Genomic DNA, 18,123 nt, shown 5'->3' with positions numbered 1-18,123 from the left:
TCCCGCGCCACCCTACTTCGCTTTCTTCTCCGCCGCCTGCTTGCGCGCGGCGGCATCCTTCTGCGCCGCCGCGAAGCGCGGCTCTTCCCGCAGCAGGCGCGAGTCCGGATCCAGCGTGTACGGCGTCCCCGCGGGCAGGTCGACGTGCCCCTGTCCGCCGCGCATCGGCACATCCACCACCTTGCCGTCGTTGCCGCCAAGACGCACCTGGACAGGCATCGGGAACGGCAGGTCGTCCGGCGCCTTCCAGCGCAGCGCCAGGCCGGTGGCATCGCGCTCGGCGATCAGCTCCGGCAATGCGGCCTTGTACAGGTAGACATCGAAAAACCACCCATAGTCCTTGCCGGTGAGGCGGTTGACGATGTCGATGTACTCGCGCGTGGTGCCGTAGCGCGGCTCGAAATTGCCTGGCCGGGGCGTGGAAGTGCCATAGACCAGCTGGCGGATGCTGTCGAAGAAGGCCGCATCGCCGATCAGGCCGCGCAGCGTGTGCAGCATCAACGAGCCCTTGTAGTAGATGTCCAGGCCCGAGCCCTGCTCGCGGTTGTAAACCGCCTCCTCGGTGCGGGTCCGGCCCAGCACGATCGGCACCTTGTTGGTCAGCGCGGCGCGCTGGTCCAGCAGTGCGGCGTGGTAGTCCATCTGCCCGCGCAGGAACTGCAGGTACAAGGGCTGCATGTAGCTGCCGAAGCCCTCGTGCAGCCACATGTCGTCCCAGTCGGCGTTGGTCAGCTGGTTGCCGAACCACTCATGCGAGAACTCGTGCTGCAGCAGCCAGTCGTAGCCGTACTTGTCTTTCTTGTAGTCGTTGCCGTAGGCATTAATGGTCTGGTGCTCCATGCCCAGGTGCGGTGTCTCCACCACGCCCATCTTCTCATCGCCAAAGGGGTACGGACCGATCACCGCCTCGAAGAACTCCAGCATCCGCGAGAACTCATCGAACAGCCCCTTTGCCTTGTCCTCGTTGCCCTTCAGATGCCAGAACGCGAGCGGCACCGTGTTGCCGTAGCGGCTGCGGTACTGACCGGTGATGGCCTGGTAAGGCCCCACGTTGAGGGTGATGGCGTAGGTATCCGGGTCGCGTGCGCGCCAGTGGTAGGTGCGCCAGCCATCGCGCTCGTCCATGCCCACCGCCACGCCGTTGCCGGGCGCCACCAGCGGCGCGGGCACGGTGATGTGCTCGTCCACCAGCGCCGGCTCGCCTTGCGGATGATCGATGCAGGGCCACAGCAGGTCGCAGCCCTCGCCCTGGACGGCCGAGGCCACCCACGGCTCGCCGGTGGGCGCCTTGGCCCAGACGAAGCCGCCATCCCAAGGCGCGCGCGTGGCCACATGCGGCTTGCCGCTGTACACCACCCGCACGATGACCCGGCCATCGGCCGCGACCGGCTGCGGCAGCGCGATGCGCATGCGTCCTTCCGGATTGCTCCAGGCGCTGGCGGGCACGGCCTGGCCATCGACCTCGACGCGCGCGACGCTGTAGTTGCGGTCCAGATCCAGCACCACCGCCGTCAATGGCGCCTTGGCCTTGAAGGTCAGGCGGGCGTCGCCCTCCAGGCTGCGCGTGGCGGGAATCACCTTGAAGGACAGGTCGGCATGCTCGAAGGCCACGGCCTCCTGCTCGGGGGCGCGTGGAAGGCCGCTGTCGCGGTTGAGCGGGCTCAGCTCGGCAGCCTGCGCGGAGGCGGCAAGGGCGATGGAAAGGGCCAACGAAGACACGGAAATCAGCCAGGGCGAAGGCGACATGGGACCGGCATGGACAGGGAAGACCTTGCAAGGGTGACAGCTGGCGCCGTCGCCTGCATCCCTCCTTGGTCATGCGCTACCCGTGACCTGGGCAAGGCACGCGGGCCGCGCAGCGGCAAACTGCGCGCTCGTTCGGTCATGTGCTTCAGCCGCGTCGCATAATCGGTAGCTGTTCCCAACTTCCGGATGCCCCGCACGATGCGCCTGCGCCTAGCCGCCCTCGCCTGCCTGCCCGCCATGTCCGCCCTGGCCCAGACCGCGCCGGTCCCGCCGGCGGCCAGCGCCGAGGCGCGGCTGGCGGCCATCGGCACCGCGCCCTCGGCGGCCCGCATCGAGGCGGACATCCGCAAGCTGGTGTCCTTCGGCACCCGGCACACGTTGTCGGACACCCGCTCGGATACCCGTGGCATCGGCGCGGCCCGGCGTTGGGTGTTCGAGGAGTTCCAACGCATCTCCAAGGACTGCGGCGGCTGCCTGGAGGTGCGCTATGTCAGCGGCACCATCGCCGGCGAGAAGCGCATCCCCGACCCGGTGGAGGTGGTCAACGTCATCGCCATCCAGCGCGGCAGCAGCGACCCGAACCGCTTTGTGCTGATGAGCGGGGATATCGACTCGCGGGTGAGCGATGTGATGAATGCCACGGCCGATGCGCCCGGCGCCAACGACGACGCCTCCGGCGTGGCCGGCACCCTGGAAGCCGCGCGCATCCTCAGCAAGCAGAAGTTCGCAGGGTCCATCGTCTACGCCGCGCTGTCGGGCGAGGAACAGGGCCTGTTCGGCGGCAAGATCCTGGCCGAACACGCGCTCAAGCAGGGCTGGCGGGTGGAGGCGGTGCTCAACAACGACATGATCGGCAACAGCCGCGGCCTCAATGGCGTCAACGACAATCACAGCGTGCGCGTGTTCTCCGATGGCACCCGAGTGACCGAGACCGCCGAAGAAGCCCGCCAGCGCCGCTTCACCGGCGGCGAGATCGATTCGCCCTCGCGCAACCTGGCCCGCTACATCGCGCGCATGTCCGCCTATGTGCCGAACCTGGAGGTGATGATGGTCTACCGCCTGGATCGCTTCGGGCGTGGTGGCCACCATCGTCCGTTCAACGATGTCGGCTTCCCCGCGGTGCGCGTGATGGAAACCAACGAACACTACGATCGCCAGCACCAGGACCTGCGCACCGAGCACGGCCGCGTTTACGGCGACACCCTGGACGGGGTGGATTTCGACTACGCCGCCAGGATCACCGCGCTCAACGCGGTCAGCCTGGCGGGCATGGCCCTGGCGCCGCCGCCACCAGCCCAGGTCGGCATCGAGGGCGCGGTGACCGCCGACACCACGCTGACATGGGCGCGGCCGCCCGCCGGCCAGGCCGGTAACCTGGCCGGCTACAAGCTGTATTGGCGTCTGACCACCGAGCCGCAGTGGAGCCGCAGCCGCTACGTCGGCGATGTGACCCAGGCCACGCTGCAGAACGTGGTGATCGACAATTACTTTTTCGGGGTGGCCGCGGTGGCCAAGGACGGCAGCGAGAGCCCGGTGGTGTTCCCGGGCGCGGCCGGCAGCTTCGGCGCCTACTGAGTCACCGACTGTCCGGCCTTGGGCTCGCGCTGCGACAGCCGGGTCCACAGGCCCTGGGCCAGGGCCGCATCGGCGCCGGCCGACGCCAGCAGCCCGTGCACGTCCTGCTCGCACTCCTGCAACTGGTCGTGATGCGACAAGGTGGCCAACGTGCCGGCCAGCGTGCCGAACTGCAGCGAACGGCCCAGGCTGTTGAACTGGCGCGTGCTGGCCGGCCCCAGGTCGTCCAGCGCGTAGAGCATGCGCTCTGAGAGCTCCCAGCTGCTGGCCAGGCGGTAGGCGGTCGGCCCGGCCCAGGTGTCGAGCAGCGATGCAGCCACCGCCGGGTCTGGCGTCAGCTGCGGGCGCCTGGCATAGGCATCGCGCAGGACCTGGACCACGATGATCGCGCCCAGTCCTTGCAGCAGTCCCAGCAGCTGCGCGGCAAAGCCGTCGCCATGCTCGATCTTGCCGGCATGCTCGGCTGCCGCGTTGGCGGCCAGCAGGGTGTGCTCCCAGATGATCGTGGGGAACTGCCCGAAGGCGCCCTTGTCGCTCATCACCGGCTGCATCAGCGCCGCGGCGATGATCTGCCGCAGGCCCTCGGTGCCCAGCATGGCCACGGCCCGCTGGATGTTCTCCACCGGCAGCGACTGCAGGCGATACAGCGGGCTGTTGGCGATGCGCAGCAGGTTGCCGGCCAGGGCCGGGTCCTGCGCGATCAGCGCGGCGATGCCCTGGGCAGAGGAGCCGCTGTCGTTGATCTTCTGCATCAGCTGCGGCAGCAGCTGGGGGCGCCGCGGCATGTAGCGCGGGTGCGAGGCGATGTCGGAGAGGGTCACCGCCACATCGCCGGCGACCTCAAGATGCGCGCCCTGGATCTGGAACTGCCCCTCGCCCAGGCTGGGTGCCTGCAAGGCCAGCGCATGCAGGCGGATGCGGTAGGCCTGCAGGTCCACGCGCGCCGGCGCCTGGCGCGTCTCGCGCTGCGCTGCGGGCTGCGGGGCGGACACGGGCTCGCCCCAGATCGCCGCGGTCGGCAGGGGCGCGGAGACCTGGCGTCGGCGCGCCAGGAACCAGCCTGCGGCCAGCAGGAAGGCACCGACCGCTGCAACCACCGCTACCACCGACATCGACATGAGGACACACTCAAGGGATCACACCGTGCTATCGGCGCCCTGTCACGGTTCTTTAGCCGCCAGTCGGGCCCGGCGATAGACTCGTCTGCCCCACCTGGCCCGTTGTCCCATGCAGGAACTTGCAGCCCCCGCCCCCATGACCGCCCGGCAACGGACGCTGCTCGGCGTGGGCAATGGCGCCGCTGCCGGCGCGCTGTGGGGACTGGTGTTCCTGGCCCCGCAGCTGCTGGCCGACTTCAGCGCCATGCAGCTGGCGGCCTCGCGTTACCTGGTCTACGGACTCATCGCCGCGCTGTGGCTGGCGCCGACCTGGCGCAGGCTTCGCGGGCGCGTGCATGGGCGGGAATGGCGTGCGCTGGCCTGGCTGAGTTTGCTCGGCAACATCGTGTACTACCTGTTGCTGGCCAGCGCGGTGCAATGGGCCGGCGGGGCGGCCACCTCGCTCATCGTCGGGTTGTTGCCGGTGGTGGTGACCCTGGTGGGCGCACGACGCGCAGGGGCGGTGCCGCTGGCCAGGCTGCTGCTGCCGCTGGGCCTGTGCCTGGCCGGCGTGGTGCTGGTGGGCGCGCAGGCCGTGGGCCAGGACGCGCCCGGCGAGCGCGCCACCACGATCGCCGGTTTGCTGTGCGCCTTCGGCGCGCTGGCGTCCTGGACCGCTTACTCGCTGTACAACACCCTGTGGCTGGAGCGCCGTGCGGATCTGTCCGGTCACGACTGGTCGTTGCTGACCGGCGTGGCCACCGGCGCGCTGTCGCTGCTGATGGTGGTGCCGGCCTTCCTGCTGGCCGGCCAGGCGCATGCACCCGCGGACTGGCTGCGCTTCTGGGGCGTGGCCACGGCCGTGGCGCTGCTGGCCTCGGTGGTCGGCAACGGCTTCTGGAACCGCGCCAGCCGCCTGCTGCCGCTGACCCTTGCCGGGCAGATGATCGTGTTCGAGACGGTATTCGCCCTGCTCTACGGCTTCGCCTGGGAGAGGCGCCTGCCCACGGGCCTGGAGCTGGCCGCGATTGGCTGCCTCATCACCGGCGTGCTGTGGTGCGTGCGCGCGCACCGTGGCCATGGCGTGGCGCCGCATGAGTGAGCGCAGCGCAGATTCCAAGGCCGGTCTGAAGTTCCTGGCCGGCTACCCGCCCCACCTGCTGCAGCAGGTCCAGGCCATGCGCGAGGCCGGCACGCTCGGCCAGTGGCTGGAGCGCCGTCACGGCACGCCGCACCAGGTCCGCACCGACCGCCAGCTTTACGATTACGTCCAGGAAATGAAGGACCGCTACCTGCGCAAGTCCGCGCCCCTGCATGCAGCGCGCTACGACGCCAAGCTGCAGGTGCTCAAGCACGCGCTCGGGACCCACACCACCCACAGCCGCGTGCAGGGCGGCAGGCTCAAGGCCAGCCGCGAGATCCGCATCGCCACGCTGTTCCGCGACGCCCCGGCCGCCTTCCTGCAGATGATCGCGGTGCACGAGCTGGCGCACATGCGCGAGGCCGAGCACAACAAGGCCTTCTCCCAGCTGTGCTGCCACATGGCGCCGGACTACCACCAGCTGGAGTTCGACCTGCGCGTGTACCTGACGCATCTGGAGCAGGCCTGACGACCACGGCCGCGGTGCTGGAATCGGTTCCGGCGGATGTTGTCTTGCAACAGCCGGGTAATCGCAAGCGACTTCATTTCATGCGCGCTGAACGATTTTTCGTGACCCGCCGCCCGGATACGAAAGCTTACGAAAAAGCCCTTTGACAGCGCTGTCATGCGCTGGCCACGGTGCCTCGCGCCGCCCGCCCCTGGGCGTCGAATCGACCACCGGAAGGAGATCCACATGCGCATTCAACGCACCCTGGCCGCCACGCTCGCGCTGCTGGCAGGCACGGCCTCCGCTGCATTCTCGCCAGCGGGACAGGCACAAACCCTGGTCTGGGAAGACAACTTCGACGGACCCAGCATCGACAGTGGCAAGTGGACCTACGATGTCGGCAACGGCTGTCAGATCGGCCTGTGCGGCTGGGGCAACAACGAGCTGCAGTACTACACCAGCCGTCCGCAGAATGCCCGCATCGAGAACGGCAACCTGGTGATCGAGGCGCACCGCGAAGCCTTCGAGGGCAGTGCCTTCACCTCGGCGCGGCTGAAGACCGAGGGCCGCATGCACTTCAAGTACGGCACGCTGGAAGCGCGCATGAAGATCCCGCAAGTGGGCAACGGGCTGTGGCCGGCCTACTGGATGCTGGGCACCATCGGCGTGTGGCCGGGCCGTGGCGAGATCGACATCATGGAGGCGGGCAACGCCGGGGCCATCGCCGATGGCGTGGCCAACCGTCGGTTGGGCGCGGCCGTGCACTGGGACTACAACGGCTCGCAGGCCGACTACGGGCACGACTACAACAGCACCACCGACCTGCAGAACGATTTCCACACCTACCGGATGACCTGGGATGCGCAGTTCATCCGCATCACCATCGACAACCAGCCCTACTTCGAGTTCGCCATCTCCGATATCGAGGGCGCCTCGCTGCACGAGTTCCATCAGCAGTACTACCTGCTCCTCAACCTGGCCGTGGGCGGGCTGTATACCGGCGTCAACTCGCCACAGGGCGTGACCGCGCCGCTGCCGGGCAAGCTGGAAGTGGACTACATCCGCCTCTACCAGAACCCCGGCGATGAGCTCTACGTCGGCAGCAGCTCGGCCACCCCGGCCGGCAAGTTCGGCGTGTTCACCGAGCGCAGTGATGTGGTCGGCCGCCTGAACTACGGCCAGGATTCGGAGCTGTACCTGTGGAACAACCTCACACCCACCAGCGCCGCGCCAGTGGAAGGCAGCGAGGTCATGTCCTTCCGCGCGGCCGCCGGCAACTGGTACGGCCTGGGCGTGATCACCGACTACCGCAACATGGGCAACTACGCCGGCGGCTCGCTCAAGTTCCAGATGCAGACCACTACGCAGTCGACCTTCAAGATCGGCATCAACACCTCCTTCGGCGACAGCTGGGTGGACTTCGTGGCCGGCGGCAACAACTACGGACTGGTCCGCGATGGCGCCTGGCATCAGGTCACCATCCCGTTCAGCGCCTTCTACGACCTGGACCTGGGCGCGGTGAAGCAGATGTTCATGGTGGTGTCCGACCCGCCGGCCGCCGACGTCAACTTCGCCATCGACGACGTCTACTACCAGAGCCCTTGAGGGTTCATCGAACCGCTGAACAACGTGCGAGCCCTGTGGGAGCGGCTTCAGCCGCGAAGGCGCTGTCCCGAGAACCCCTTCTGCGGTTCGGACCGCTCCCACAGGACAACTCCACACGGTTCGGCCGTAACGAAGCACGGTTGCTTGAGGCTCCCTGCAGTCGCGCTGTGGCAGCGACTGCAGGGACCATTTAACCCGCCGGAGCCTGCGTGGCTGCCGGCTTGCGGCGCAGGCGCCGGGCCATCCATTCGCCCAGGTCGTCCAGCACGGTGAAGGCGGCCGGAATCACCAGCAGGCTGAGCAGGGTCGAGGTGATCAATCCGCCGATCACGGCGATGGCCATGGGTGCACGGAAGCTGGAATCTCCCGAGAATCCCAAGGCGATCGGCAACATGCCCGCGCCCATCGCCAGGGTGGTCATGATCACCGGCTGGGCGCGCTTGCGACAGGCATCGACCAGGGCATCGTGCTGACTCAGGCCGTGCTCGTCCTCGGCGATGACCGCGTAGTCGACCAGCAGGATCGAGTTCTTGGTGGCGATGCCGATCAGCATCAACAACCCGATCAGCGCCGGCAGGGAGAGCATGTTCTGGGTGATCAGCAAGGCGCCGAAGGCCCCGCCCGCGCACAGCGGGACCGCCGTGAGGATGGTCAACGGCATCAGCGGGTGGTTCAACAGCAACAGCAACACCATGTAAATGCACACCAGGCCGGCGACCATGGCCAGGGCGAAGCCGACGAACAGCTCGACGAAGACTTCCGCATCGCCGGTGTTGAGGAAGCTCACCCCGTCCGGCAGCTTGCGCACGCTAGGCAACGCCTGCACCTCGTTCATCACCTCGCCAAGCGCGCGACCGTTGAGTTCGGCGGTGAGGGTGACGTTGCGCTGGCGCTGGTAGCGCGAAATCTGCGAAGGCCCACTACCCTGGCGGATGTCGGCCACCGCCGCCAGCGGCACCGGACCGTAGCGCCCGTTCACCCGCAACTGGCCGATCAGCGCCGGGTTGGCCAGGGTGGCTTCGGCAAAGCCCACGCGGATCGGCACCTGCCGGTCGGGGAGGTTCAGCTTGGCAAGGCGCTGCTCGTAATCGCCCGAGGTGGCGATGCGCGCGGCGTCGGCGATGTCAGCGGTGGCAACGCCCAGGTCGGCCGCACGCACCGGATCGGGCACGATCTGGATCTCCGGGCGCAGCAGCGAGGCCGAGGAGGTCACGCTGCCCAGGCCATCGAGTTCACGCAGGTCGCGCTCCATGGCGATGGCCGCATCCTGCAGGCGCTGCGGGTCGTCCCCGGAGAGCACCAGCTGCATCAGCTCGCCCGGCTCGGAGCTGACATAACTCACGCGCACCCCGGGCAGTTCCTGCAGGCGCCGGCGCACTTCGCGTTCCAGCGTCTTCTGGTCGCGCTCGCGATCGCCGGCCGGGCCCCAGTCCAGCACCAGGGTGGCCTTGCGCGCCTCGCCCACGCCGGTGCGCGCCGGGTCGCCCAGGTCCAGCACGCTGCCGACCGTGGTGTAGACCTGCTTGAGCTCGGGCATGTCCTTGAGCAGGGCGCGTGCACGCTCGGCCACCGCCACGGTTTCCTGCAGGCGCGTGCCGGGGGCCAGTTCCAGGCTGAGGTTGCTGCGGCCCAGGTCGGTGAAGGGGATGAAGGTTGCCGGGATCAGCGGCACCAGCGCCAGCGAAGCCACGAACAGGCCGAAGGCGATCCACAGCGTGCGCGCGCGATGGCGCAGCGCCGCGTCCACCCAGCCCAGGTACCAGGTCATCAGGCGCGACTCGGGCTTTTCCTCGCCGTGCGGCTTGAGCAGGTACGCCGCCATCATCGGCGTCAGCAGGCGCGCCACCAGCAGCGAGAACAGCACCGCCGTTGCCGCGGTCCAGCCGAACTCGCGGAAGAACTTGCCGGCGATGCCCGGCATGAAGGCCACCGGCACGAACACTGCCGCCAGGGTCAGCGAGGTGGCGATGACGGCCGTGCCGATCTCGCCAGCCGCTTCGCGCGCGGCCTCGATCGGCGGCTTGCCCATGCGCAGGTGACGCACGATGTTCTCGATCTCCACGATGGCATCGTCCACCAGGATGCCGACCACCACCGACAGGGCCAGCAGCGTGATCAGGTTCAGGCTGAAGCCGAACCAGTGCATCACCGCGAAAGTCGGGATGATCGACAGCGGCAGGGCCACGGCCGAGACCCAGGTCGCGCGCCAGTCGCGCAGGAAGGCCCACACCACCAGCAGCGCCAGCAGCGCGCCCTCCCACAGCATGGTCATGGACGAATCGTAGGAGCGATGGGTCTCATCGATCATGGTCGTGACCAGGCGGAAATCGATGCCCGGGTGCGCGGCCTTGAGCTGGGCCAGCGCCTCCTGCACGCCCTTTTCGACCTTGACCTCGCTGGACCCGCGCGTGCGCGACATCGAGAACGCCACGATGTCCTTGCCGTCCAGCAGCGCCGCCTCGATCGGGTCGGCGGCCGCATCGCTGACCTGGGCGATGGCCGACAGCCGCACGGCGCGGCCATCGGGCAGGCTGATCGAGTAATCGCGCAAGGCCTGCGCATCGGTCACCGTGCCCAGGGTGCGGATCATCTGCTGCTGGGTCTGCAATTCGGCCTTGCCGCCGGCGCGTTCGACCTGGGTCAGCGCCAGCTGCCGGGACACATCGCCGGCGGTCACGCCGAAGGCCTGCAGCGCGTTGGGGTCCAGGTCCACACGGATCTGGCGGTCCACGCCGCCCACCCGCTTGACCTGGGCCACGCCTGGCACGCCATACACCGCCTTGGTGACCTCGCGGTCGACGAACCAACTGGCCTCGTCGGGCGTCATCTTCGGGGCGACCAGTGCATAGCTCATCAGCGAGCCGCCGATATCCACCTTGGAGATCACCGGCTCCTGGATGTCCTGCGGCAGGTCGGTGCGGATGCGGGTGATGGCATCGCGGGTGTCGTCCAGTGCGGTGGCCAGGTCCGCTTCCAGCTGGAACTCGATGTTGGTGGTGCTGACGCCTTCGCTGACCGTGGACATCACCCGCTTGACGTTGGGGATGGTGGCCACCGAGTCCTCGACCCAGCGCGTGACCTCCGCTTCCAGCTGGCTCGGCGAGGCGCCCGGCTGGGTCACGGTGACCGTGGTCATCGGGAAGGCGATGTCGGGAAAGCGCGCCACCGGCAGCTGGTAGAAGCCCCAAAGCCCGGCCACGCACAGCGCGAAGAACACCATCACCGCCGGCAGCGGCCGGCGGATCGCCCAGGCGGAGATGTTCATGGACGACCTGCCTTGGCCGCCTGCGGCTTGCTTCCGGCTTCGACCACGCGCACGCGGTCGCCATCGCCCAGGAAGCCCGCGCCCTGCTCCACCACCTGCTCGCCCTGGCGCAGGCCCTCGACGATCTCGGTATGGCCACGCTCGGTCGCGCCGGTCTGCACCCGCTGGCGGTGCGCGATGCGCTTGTCGTCCACGGTGAACACATAACTGTGGCCATCGCGCTGGACCACCGCAGCACTGGGCACCATCAAGGCATTGTCGGCCTGACCGAGGATGCGGCCTTCCAGATAGGTGCCGGGCTTGAGTGGACCAGGGTCTGGCAGATCGGCGAACACGGTGCCGGTGCGGGTCTGGCTGTCCACCCCGGGACTGACCGCACGGATGCGTCCGCTCACCACCTGCCCTTGGTAGGGCAGCTGCACCGTGGCGCCGGGCTCGACCCGTGCCAGTTGGTGTTCGGGCAGTTCGGCGCGCCATTCCAGGCGGCCGTCGCGGATCAGCCGCAGCAATTCGGTCCCGGCGGCCACCACCTGCCCGGGCTGCACGATCCGGCGGCTGATGATGCCGTCGGCCGGCGCGCGCAGCTCGGCGAAATCGCGGCGCAACTGGGCGGCATCGCGCGCGGCACGCGCGGTGTTGCGCTGGGCCTCGCGCTGCGCCTGCTGCGCGCGCAATTCGTCCAGCTGCGCGGCACTGATGTACTTGGCCTGCGCCAATTGCTCCGAGCGCGTCAGGTTGGCCCGGGCCAGCGCGACGCTGGCGTCGGCTTCGGCCAGGCTGGCTTTGGCCTGCTGCAGCTCGCTGTCCAGCGTGCGGTGGTCCAGCTCCATCAGCACCTGGCCGCGGTGGACGCGCTGGCCCACATCGACGTTGAGCGCGGTCACCCGCACGCCGCTGACTTCAACGCCCAGCTGCATCTCCTCGAACGCCGACACCGGCCCGGCCACTACCACGCTGCGCTGCAGGGGGCGTTGCTGCGCCGGCGCCAGGGTCACCGCCAGGGTGGACGGGGCCGCTTCGGGCGCCTCGCCCGGCGCCGGTCCGCCACAGGCCGAAAGCGCAAGCACCCATCCTGCCCACAGCCATCCCCCACGCCTTCCGATGCGCATACACTTTCCCACTCGAGACGAGCCACAACCGGCCCGGAATAATTGTACTAACAAGTACAGTATTTCGCGCAAGCCGGTGTGCGCGATTCCGATCTCCGAGTCGACAGCCCGTGGCGACATGCGCCTCATGGTGTCCATTGGACGCAGAACGTGGTGACCCGCAGACCAGGCGCCAGAGCACGCAACCCGCCCCGCGCATGGCGATCGCAGCGGTGCGATTCCACACATGGAACCTGGGCCTGCCGAGGTGCCTGCCGATGCACGCATGCCCGGTGCGGCCCTATCGCCGCGGCCTTGCCTGGCTTCGAAGGTCATGTCAGGTCGCGCGAAGGGCGCGCGCGCCAATACGCAAGAGGCGCTCGTCATCCGGTAAGCCAGGGCGATGTGCTGGCTGACTGCGGGCGCAGCGGCTGTTCACACGATTATATCAGGCCGCGATGCGCCGACCTCGGCCGACCGTCGAGTCCCTTTCAATCCTGCTCGACTGCAGCGTGCAGCGATCATCGTGTCGGCACGCCTCACCTGTTCCACTCGCTCATCGCACCTCCATCGCAGCGCCCTACCACCCCACCGGCGGGCATTGACGGGTGCGCTGGCGGGATTGCTTTAGACTATGCAGCCGCGACGCCCGCCCTCCCCGGCTGAACGTCGCTTTTCTTTTTGTGTCAACCCGTCAGGCAGTGTTCCCGGTACGTCTTCGCGACGGCCTACATCGGAGCCCACCCCACATGATCTTCGAGACGCTCGATTCCTCCGGCCATGAGCAGGTCGTGCTCTGCCACAACGCCGATGCCGGGCTGAAGGCCATCATCGCCATCCACAGCACCGTGCTCGGCCCGGCCCTGGGCGGCGTGCGCATGCGGCCCTACGCCAGCAGCGACGATGCCTTGAAGGACGCCCTGCGCCTGTCGCGCACCATGACCTACAAGAACGCGCTGGCCGGGCTGAACGTCGGTGGCGGCAAGGCCGTGCTGATCGGCGATTCCACGCAGGACAAGACCGAAGTGCTGTTTCGCGCCTTCGGCCGCTATGTCGACTCCCTGGGCGGTCGCTACATCACTGCCGAGGACGTGGGCACCAATGTCAACGACATGGAAAACGTCTACCGCGAGACCGAGTACGTGGTCGGCGTGCACCAGGTGCATGGCGGCTCCGGCGATCCGGCGCCCTTCACCGCCTATGGCGCCCTGCAGGGGCTGATGGCCACCTTGAACCGCAAGTTCGGCAGCGAGGAGATCGGCAAGTTCAGCTATGCCGTGCAGGGCCTGGGCCATATCGGCATGGAGTTCGTCAAGCTGCTGAAGGAGCGCGGCGCCAAGCTGTACGTCAGCGACCTCAACCCCGACCTGGTCGAGCGCGCGGTGTCCGAGTACGGCGCCGAGGCGGTCAAGCCCGAGGAAATCTACGAGGTCAACGCCGATGTGTTCTCCCCGTGCGCGCTGGAGGGCTCGATCGATGCACAGACCCTGCCGCGACTGAAGGCCAAGGTCATCTGCGGCACCGCCAACAACCAGATGTCGCACGTGGTCGGCGTCGAAGCGCACAAGCGCGGCATCCTCTACGCGCCGGACTATGCGGTCAATGCCGGCGGCGTGATGAACGTGTCCCTGGAGATCGACGGCTATAACCGCGAGCGCGCCATGCGCATGATGCGCAACATCTACCACAACCTCGGCAAGATCTACGAGCTGGCCGACAAGGAAGGCTTGACCCCGCACTACGCGGCCGATCGCATCGCCGAGGCCCGCATCGCCGCCATCGGCAGGCTCAAGCTGCCCATGGGTCGCTCGTCGCCGCGCTTCATGGGCCACCTGCGCGGGGCGCACTGACCGCCGCACGCGCGAACGCAGCGCAACATCAGGCACACTGGTCCAAGCAAACGTTTGGGAGGACCGATGCGACCGTTTCCGCTGGGTGAGGACATCGATGCACTGCGTGATGCCGTGCGTCGTTTTGCAGAATCCGAAATTGCGCCCTACGCGGCGCAGATCGATCACGACAACGCGTTTCCGCAGGCGCTGTGGCCCAAGCTGGGCGAGCTCGGCCTGCTGGGGATGACCGTGCCGCCCGACTGGGGCGGCAGCGGCATGAGCTATCTGGCGCACCTGGTGGCCATGGAGGAAATTTCCCGGGCATCGGGGTCGGTCGGCCTCAGCTATGGCGCCCATTCCAACCTGTGCGTGTCCAATCTCTATCTCAACGGCACCCAGGCGCAGCGCGAGAAGTACCTGCCCAGGCTGTGCAGCGGCGAGTGGAAAGGCGCCCTGGCCATGAGCGAACCGGGCGCCGGCTCGGACGTGGTCGGCTCCATGGCCTGCCGCGCCGAACTGCAAGGCGACACCTGGGTCGCCAACGGCAACAAGATGTGGATCACCAACGGCCCGGAGGCCGATGTGCTGCTGGTCTACATGCGCACGGCGGGCAAGGAGGCCGGCAGCCGCTGCATGACCGCCTTCATCGTCGAGCGCGACATGCCGGGCTTCCGCACCGCGCAGAAGCTGGACAAGCTAGGCATGCGCGGCTCCAACACTTGCGAACTGGTGTTCGAGGACTGCCGGATCCCGCAGGCCAATGTGCTGGGCCAGGTCAATGAAGGGGTCCGCGTACTGATGCGCGGCCTGGATACCGAGCGCGTGGTGCTCAGCGGCGGCCCCATCGGCCTGATGCAGGCGGCGATGGACCTGACCTTGCCGTATGTGCGCGAGCGCAAGCAGTTCGACGCGGCCATCGGCACGTTCGGCCTGATGCAGGGCAAGCTGGCGGACATGTACACCAGCCTGCAGTCCGCGCGCGCCTTTTCCTACCAGGTCGCGCGCGATTTCGATGCGGGCCAGGGCTCGCGCGCGGCGGCCGCCAGCTGCCTGCTGCACGCTTCCGAGGCGGCCGTGCAGGTGACCCTGGAAGGCATCCAGTCGCTGGGCGGTAACGGCTACATCAACGAGTATCCGGCCGGGCGCCTGCTGCGCGATGCCAAGCTTTACTGCATCGGCGCGGGCACCAATGAGATCCGCCGCATGCTGATCGGGCGCGAACTGTTCGACGGCCGGGGCTGAGCCACGGGCCCCGGCGCGGGATGCGCGTCGGGGCTTTCCTCTGCAAGACGGGCGCGGTTGCGCCTGCTCAGAACCCCATGCCGTAGCGCAGGGACAGCATGTGGGTGTCGCCACGCTGCCCGAAACGCTGGTCGTAGCCGAAGGACAGCGTGGAGCTCGGCGAGAGCCAGGCATCGAGCGAGAGCCCCAGCAAGCCGCCGGAACGCGCCGGCTGCAGCCCCGACATCGGCGCCCAGGCATCGATGCCGACGAAGCTGGCCTGCATCGACAGGCCATCGGCCGACAGCGCCTGCTGCCATTCGGCGTAGCCACGCAGGCTCAGCCCGCGCCAGGCATGTTCGGCGCGCAGGCCGGCCACGGCCCGGCTGCGCGTGGACAGGCCATCGCCCGCGCGCAGGCCGAAGCCGAACCCACCCTGTTCGCTGAAGCCATCGCTGCGCACGCGTGCGTGCTCGGCGCCCAGGTACGACGTCAGGTTCACCGACCCCATGCCGAGCCGGTAGCCCAGCTCCAGGTTGGCCGTGGTGAACGAACCGGCGTAGTCGGTGTGCACGCCGTACTGCGCGGCGCCCAGCAGCAGCTGCCGGTCGATGGCGCGGTCGTAGCGCCCGAAGCCCAGCTGCGCCAGCGCATAGGCATGGCCGCGCTGCCATCCGCCGTAGACCTGCCCCTGCGACTGGCGGTCGCGGGTGCGGTCCAGGCCGGCGCTGGCGCCATCGCTGGCACGGGTCTGGCCGAAGGCGAAGCCCGCCAGCCCGTGCTCGCCCAGGCGATAGTCATTGCCCAGCATCCAGCCATTGACCTCGAACCCGCTGCCGACATAGCTGCCCTGCCCGCTTCCGCCCAGGCCGGCCGACCAGGCGCCCGCGCTCCAGGGCTGGGCCAGGCGCTCATCGAAATGCGAGGACAGCGCGCGGCGCTGCATGTCGATGTTGTCGAAGGTCAGCGCCTGCGCCAGCGAATGGGCGCGCCCGGACAGGCTGTCCAGGCTGGCGGCCAGCGCCTGGTTGCCCTGCACCCGCTGCAGCTCGCCCGCGGCACCGGCAAAGCCCGGCAGCGCCGTGCCCGGCGTATCCAGGACGCCGAAGGCCGTATCCACGCGCGAGGCCGAGGCCACGGCCGCGGCATCCAGACCAGCCGCGCTGGCCGCCGCGGCGACGGTGACCTGGTCGACGCGAAAGCTGGCGCTGTTGGCGTCATAGACCGGCGCACCGTTGAGCAGCACGAAGTTGGACGAGAAGCTGTACGAGTCGAAGGTACCCGACAGCCCTCCGTCGGCCTGGATCAGCGGCTGGACCACACCCGCAGCCGGTACGTAGCCGCTGGCCACTCGGCTGAAGTTGAGGCGGCCACCCTGCAGCGTTGCCGTTCCCGTGACCTTCAAGGCGCTGGCGCCCAGCGCGGTGTCGTAGGTGCCCTGCGCGGTCTGGAGGTAGTTGCCCTCGATGCGCGCGCCGTCGGCAAGCTCGTACTGGGCGAGCACCCCGCCGTTGCTCACGTTGCCGCGCACCGTGGCGCCGCCCTGATGGAACCGCAGAGTGGCCGCCTCCGCAGGAGTGGCGACCGTGGCGATGCTCACCTCCGAGGTCAGCCGCGCCCCGTCGCGCAAGGTCAGTGCGCCCTGTTCGATGCGGGTGGCGCCGGTGTAGCTGTTCTGCCCGCTGAGGAAGAGCTCACCACGCCCGCGCTTGATCAGCCCACCGTCACCGGCGATGTCGTTGCTCCAGGTCGTACCGGTGCTACTCGCCGCCACCGTGACGTCCACATCGCCCCAGTCGAACCGGCCAGGCCCACGCAGCGCCCTCTCCACGTTGAGCAGCCCATACCCGAACACGTCGTCCGGACCGGGCTGACCCAGGTCGGTGGCGGTCCCCAGCAGCGTCTGCCGCACCAGGTCGTTGTTGAAATAGGGGTACTTCTGCCATACCAGCGCCGCGGCGCCGGACACCAGCGGCGCGGCGTAGGAGGTGCCGCTGCCGTAGTAGTAGGTGATGCTGCTGGCGGTATCGTCGTGCCCGGTGAACACCGACGTTCCAGGTGCTACCAGGCAGTAGCGGCGCGCCAGTCCGCAGGCATTGGAATAACTGGCCAGCTGAGTCGGAGTGGCCGTATCCAGCGCCGCCACGGCCAGCCAGCCCTGCTCCAGATCGGCGGCCGGGCGGCTGTCGCCGGGGCCTGCCTTGCTGGGCAGCGCAGCCATGTCGGTGGGGTTGGCGCGGCCTTCGTTGCCGGTGGCGAAGACCACCAGCCCATCGTTGTCGCGGATGAAGAAGCGGTACTCGTCGGCGATGGGCGCCGTGGCGCTCAACTGGGTCCAGTACAGGCCGCCCCAGGAGTTGTTCATGATGCGCATGCCGCGAGCGGCCAGGTCCTGGTGAATCGACTTCAGCCCCAGCGCACCGGTTACCTCGTTGCCCTGCCCGCTGCCATCGTCCTTGGGCGACTCGTCCTGGATGATGCGCGCCGACAGGATCGTCGCCCCCGGTGCCACGCCGCCCGGCCAACGGCCCACGGCGCGGCCGGCTGCCAGCTGCGCCACGGTGGTGCCATGTCCGACCTTGTCGTCCACGCGCAGGTCATTGGCGCTGCTGACGTAAACCAGGTTGGCGGCCACCCGCCCGGCCAGCGCCGGATGATTGCGGTTGACGCCGGTATCGACCACGCCAATGGCATAGCCAGCGCCGGTGATCCCGCCGCGCTGGGCATCGGTGGCGTTGGTCAACGCCAGGTGCGCATCGATAGCCGGCTCGGGCGTGGTGGAAGGAGGCGGGGTGGTGGGTGGCGGGGTCGGTGGCGGCGTGGGAGTGCCCGGATTGCCACCGGAGTTCAGCGGCGGGACATCGCTGCGTGCGCCACCCCCGCTGCCGCAGGCCGCGATGACCGCACAGGCCAGAACGCCCAGTGCCAGCTTCCCCATGCCGTGCGCCATCGCGGCGCCCCCGTGATTGCGTGCGGTCATTGCCGTGTCTCCCCAAGACGAATGTGGCCCCACCTGCCATGGCGGGGCGGACGTGCAATCTAGCGCAAAATTTCCGTTAATCCACGCACGGACCTTGGTCGGATTGGCAGACGGGGATCTGCGTC

The 18,123-nt window shown here is 68.5% G+C and carries 11 protein-coding genes; 6 read left to right on the top strand and 5 right to left on the bottom strand.

The window, feature by feature from the left end:
• Positions 1 to 12: 12 nt before the first annotated feature.
• On the bottom strand, positions 13 to 1,746 hold the full coding sequence (locus tag EPA99_RS04365) for a M1 family metallopeptidase (RefSeq protein WP_129469974.1): 1,734 nt from the start codon (positions 1,744 to 1,746) through the stop codon (positions 13 to 15).
• A gap of 198 nt (positions 1,747 to 1,944) precedes the next feature.
• Here EPA99_RS04365 and EPA99_RS04360 point away from each other — a divergent pair, with 198 nt between their 5' ends.
• Positions 1,945 to 3,321 carry a M28 family metallopeptidase gene (locus EPA99_RS04360; RefSeq protein WP_129469973.1) on the top strand — a complete coding sequence of 459 codons (1,377 nt, stop codon included), beginning with the start codon at positions 1,945 to 1,947 and terminating at the stop codon, positions 3,319 to 3,321.
• On the opposite strand, the gene EPA99_RS04355 is transcribed toward EPA99_RS04360, so the two are convergent.
• Positions 3,315 to 4,439, bottom strand: coding sequence for an HDOD domain-containing protein (locus EPA99_RS04355; RefSeq protein WP_129469972.1), 1,125 nt, complete (start codon positions 4,437 to 4,439; stop codon positions 3,315 to 3,317). The genes EPA99_RS04360 and EPA99_RS04355 overlap by 7 nt on opposite strands.
• A gap of 136 nt (positions 4,440 to 4,575) precedes the next feature.
• On the opposite strand from EPA99_RS04355, the gene EPA99_RS04350 reads away from it, so the two are divergent.
• From EPA99_RS04350 to EPA99_RS04340, 3 genes are all read left to right on the top strand, one after another.
• Complete coding sequence (locus EPA99_RS04350) at positions 4,576 to 5,520, top strand: DMT family transporter (protein ID WP_129470388.1); 945 nt, start codon at positions 4,576 to 4,578, stop codon at positions 5,518 to 5,520.
• On the top strand, positions 5,513 to 6,028 hold the full coding sequence (locus tag EPA99_RS04345; RefSeq protein WP_129469971.1) for a YgjP-like metallopeptidase domain-containing protein: 516 nt from the start codon (positions 5,513 to 5,515) through the stop codon (positions 6,026 to 6,028). Before EPA99_RS04350 ends, EPA99_RS04345 begins: the two co-directional genes overlap by 8 nt.
• Positions 6,029 to 6,253: 225 nt before the next feature.
• On the top strand, positions 6,254 to 7,612 hold the full coding sequence (locus tag EPA99_RS04340) for a glycoside hydrolase family 16 protein (protein WP_129469970.1): 1,359 nt from the start codon (positions 6,254 to 6,256) through the stop codon (positions 7,610 to 7,612).
• Positions 7,613 to 7,802: 190 nt separating this feature from the next.
• On the opposite strand, the gene EPA99_RS04335 is transcribed toward EPA99_RS04340, so the two are convergent.
• Positions 7,803 to 10,877: an efflux RND transporter permease subunit gene (locus EPA99_RS04335; protein ID WP_129469969.1), complete on the bottom strand. Its 3,075-nt coding sequence runs from the start codon at positions 10,875 to 10,877 to the stop codon at positions 7,803 to 7,805.
• Positions 10,874 to 11,944, bottom strand: coding sequence for an efflux RND transporter periplasmic adaptor subunit (locus EPA99_RS04330; RefSeq protein WP_241688264.1), 1,071 nt, complete (start codon positions 11,942 to 11,944; stop codon positions 10,874 to 10,876). The genes EPA99_RS04335 and EPA99_RS04330 overlap by 4 nt, the downstream gene beginning before the upstream one ends.
• 770 nt (positions 11,945 to 12,714) lie before the next feature.
• On the opposite strand from EPA99_RS04330, the gene EPA99_RS04325 reads away from it, so the two are divergent.
• Positions 12,715 to 13,815 (top strand): Glu/Leu/Phe/Val family dehydrogenase, encoded by a 1,101-nt coding sequence (locus tag EPA99_RS04325; RefSeq protein WP_129469967.1) that lies wholly within the window; start codon positions 12,715 to 12,717, stop codon positions 13,813 to 13,815.
• A 66-nt stretch (positions 13,816 to 13,881) separates the two neighbouring features.
• A complete protein-coding gene (locus EPA99_RS04320) occupies positions 13,882 to 15,039 on the top strand; it encodes an isovaleryl-CoA dehydrogenase (RefSeq protein ID WP_129469965.1) in 1,158 nt (385 codons plus the stop codon).
• A gap of 67 nt (positions 15,040 to 15,106) precedes the next feature.
• Here the strand turns inward: EPA99_RS04320 and EPA99_RS04315 are convergent, their stop codons facing one another.
• The gene (locus tag EPA99_RS04315) at positions 15,107 to 17,998 is read right to left on the bottom strand and encodes a S8 family serine peptidase (RefSeq protein WP_241688263.1); all 2,892 of its coding nucleotides are present in this window, start codon (positions 17,996 to 17,998) and stop codon (positions 15,107 to 15,109) included.
• Positions 17,999 to 18,123 lie beyond the last annotated feature (125 nt).

Origin of the sequence: Pseudoxanthomonas composti (assembly GCF_004122095.1) — a bacterium.
Taxonomy (GTDB): Bacteria; Pseudomonadota; Gammaproteobacteria; order Xanthomonadales; family Xanthomonadaceae; genus Pseudoxanthomonas_A; species Pseudoxanthomonas_A composti.
This window is presented reverse-complemented; position numbering and strand designations above follow the sequence as displayed.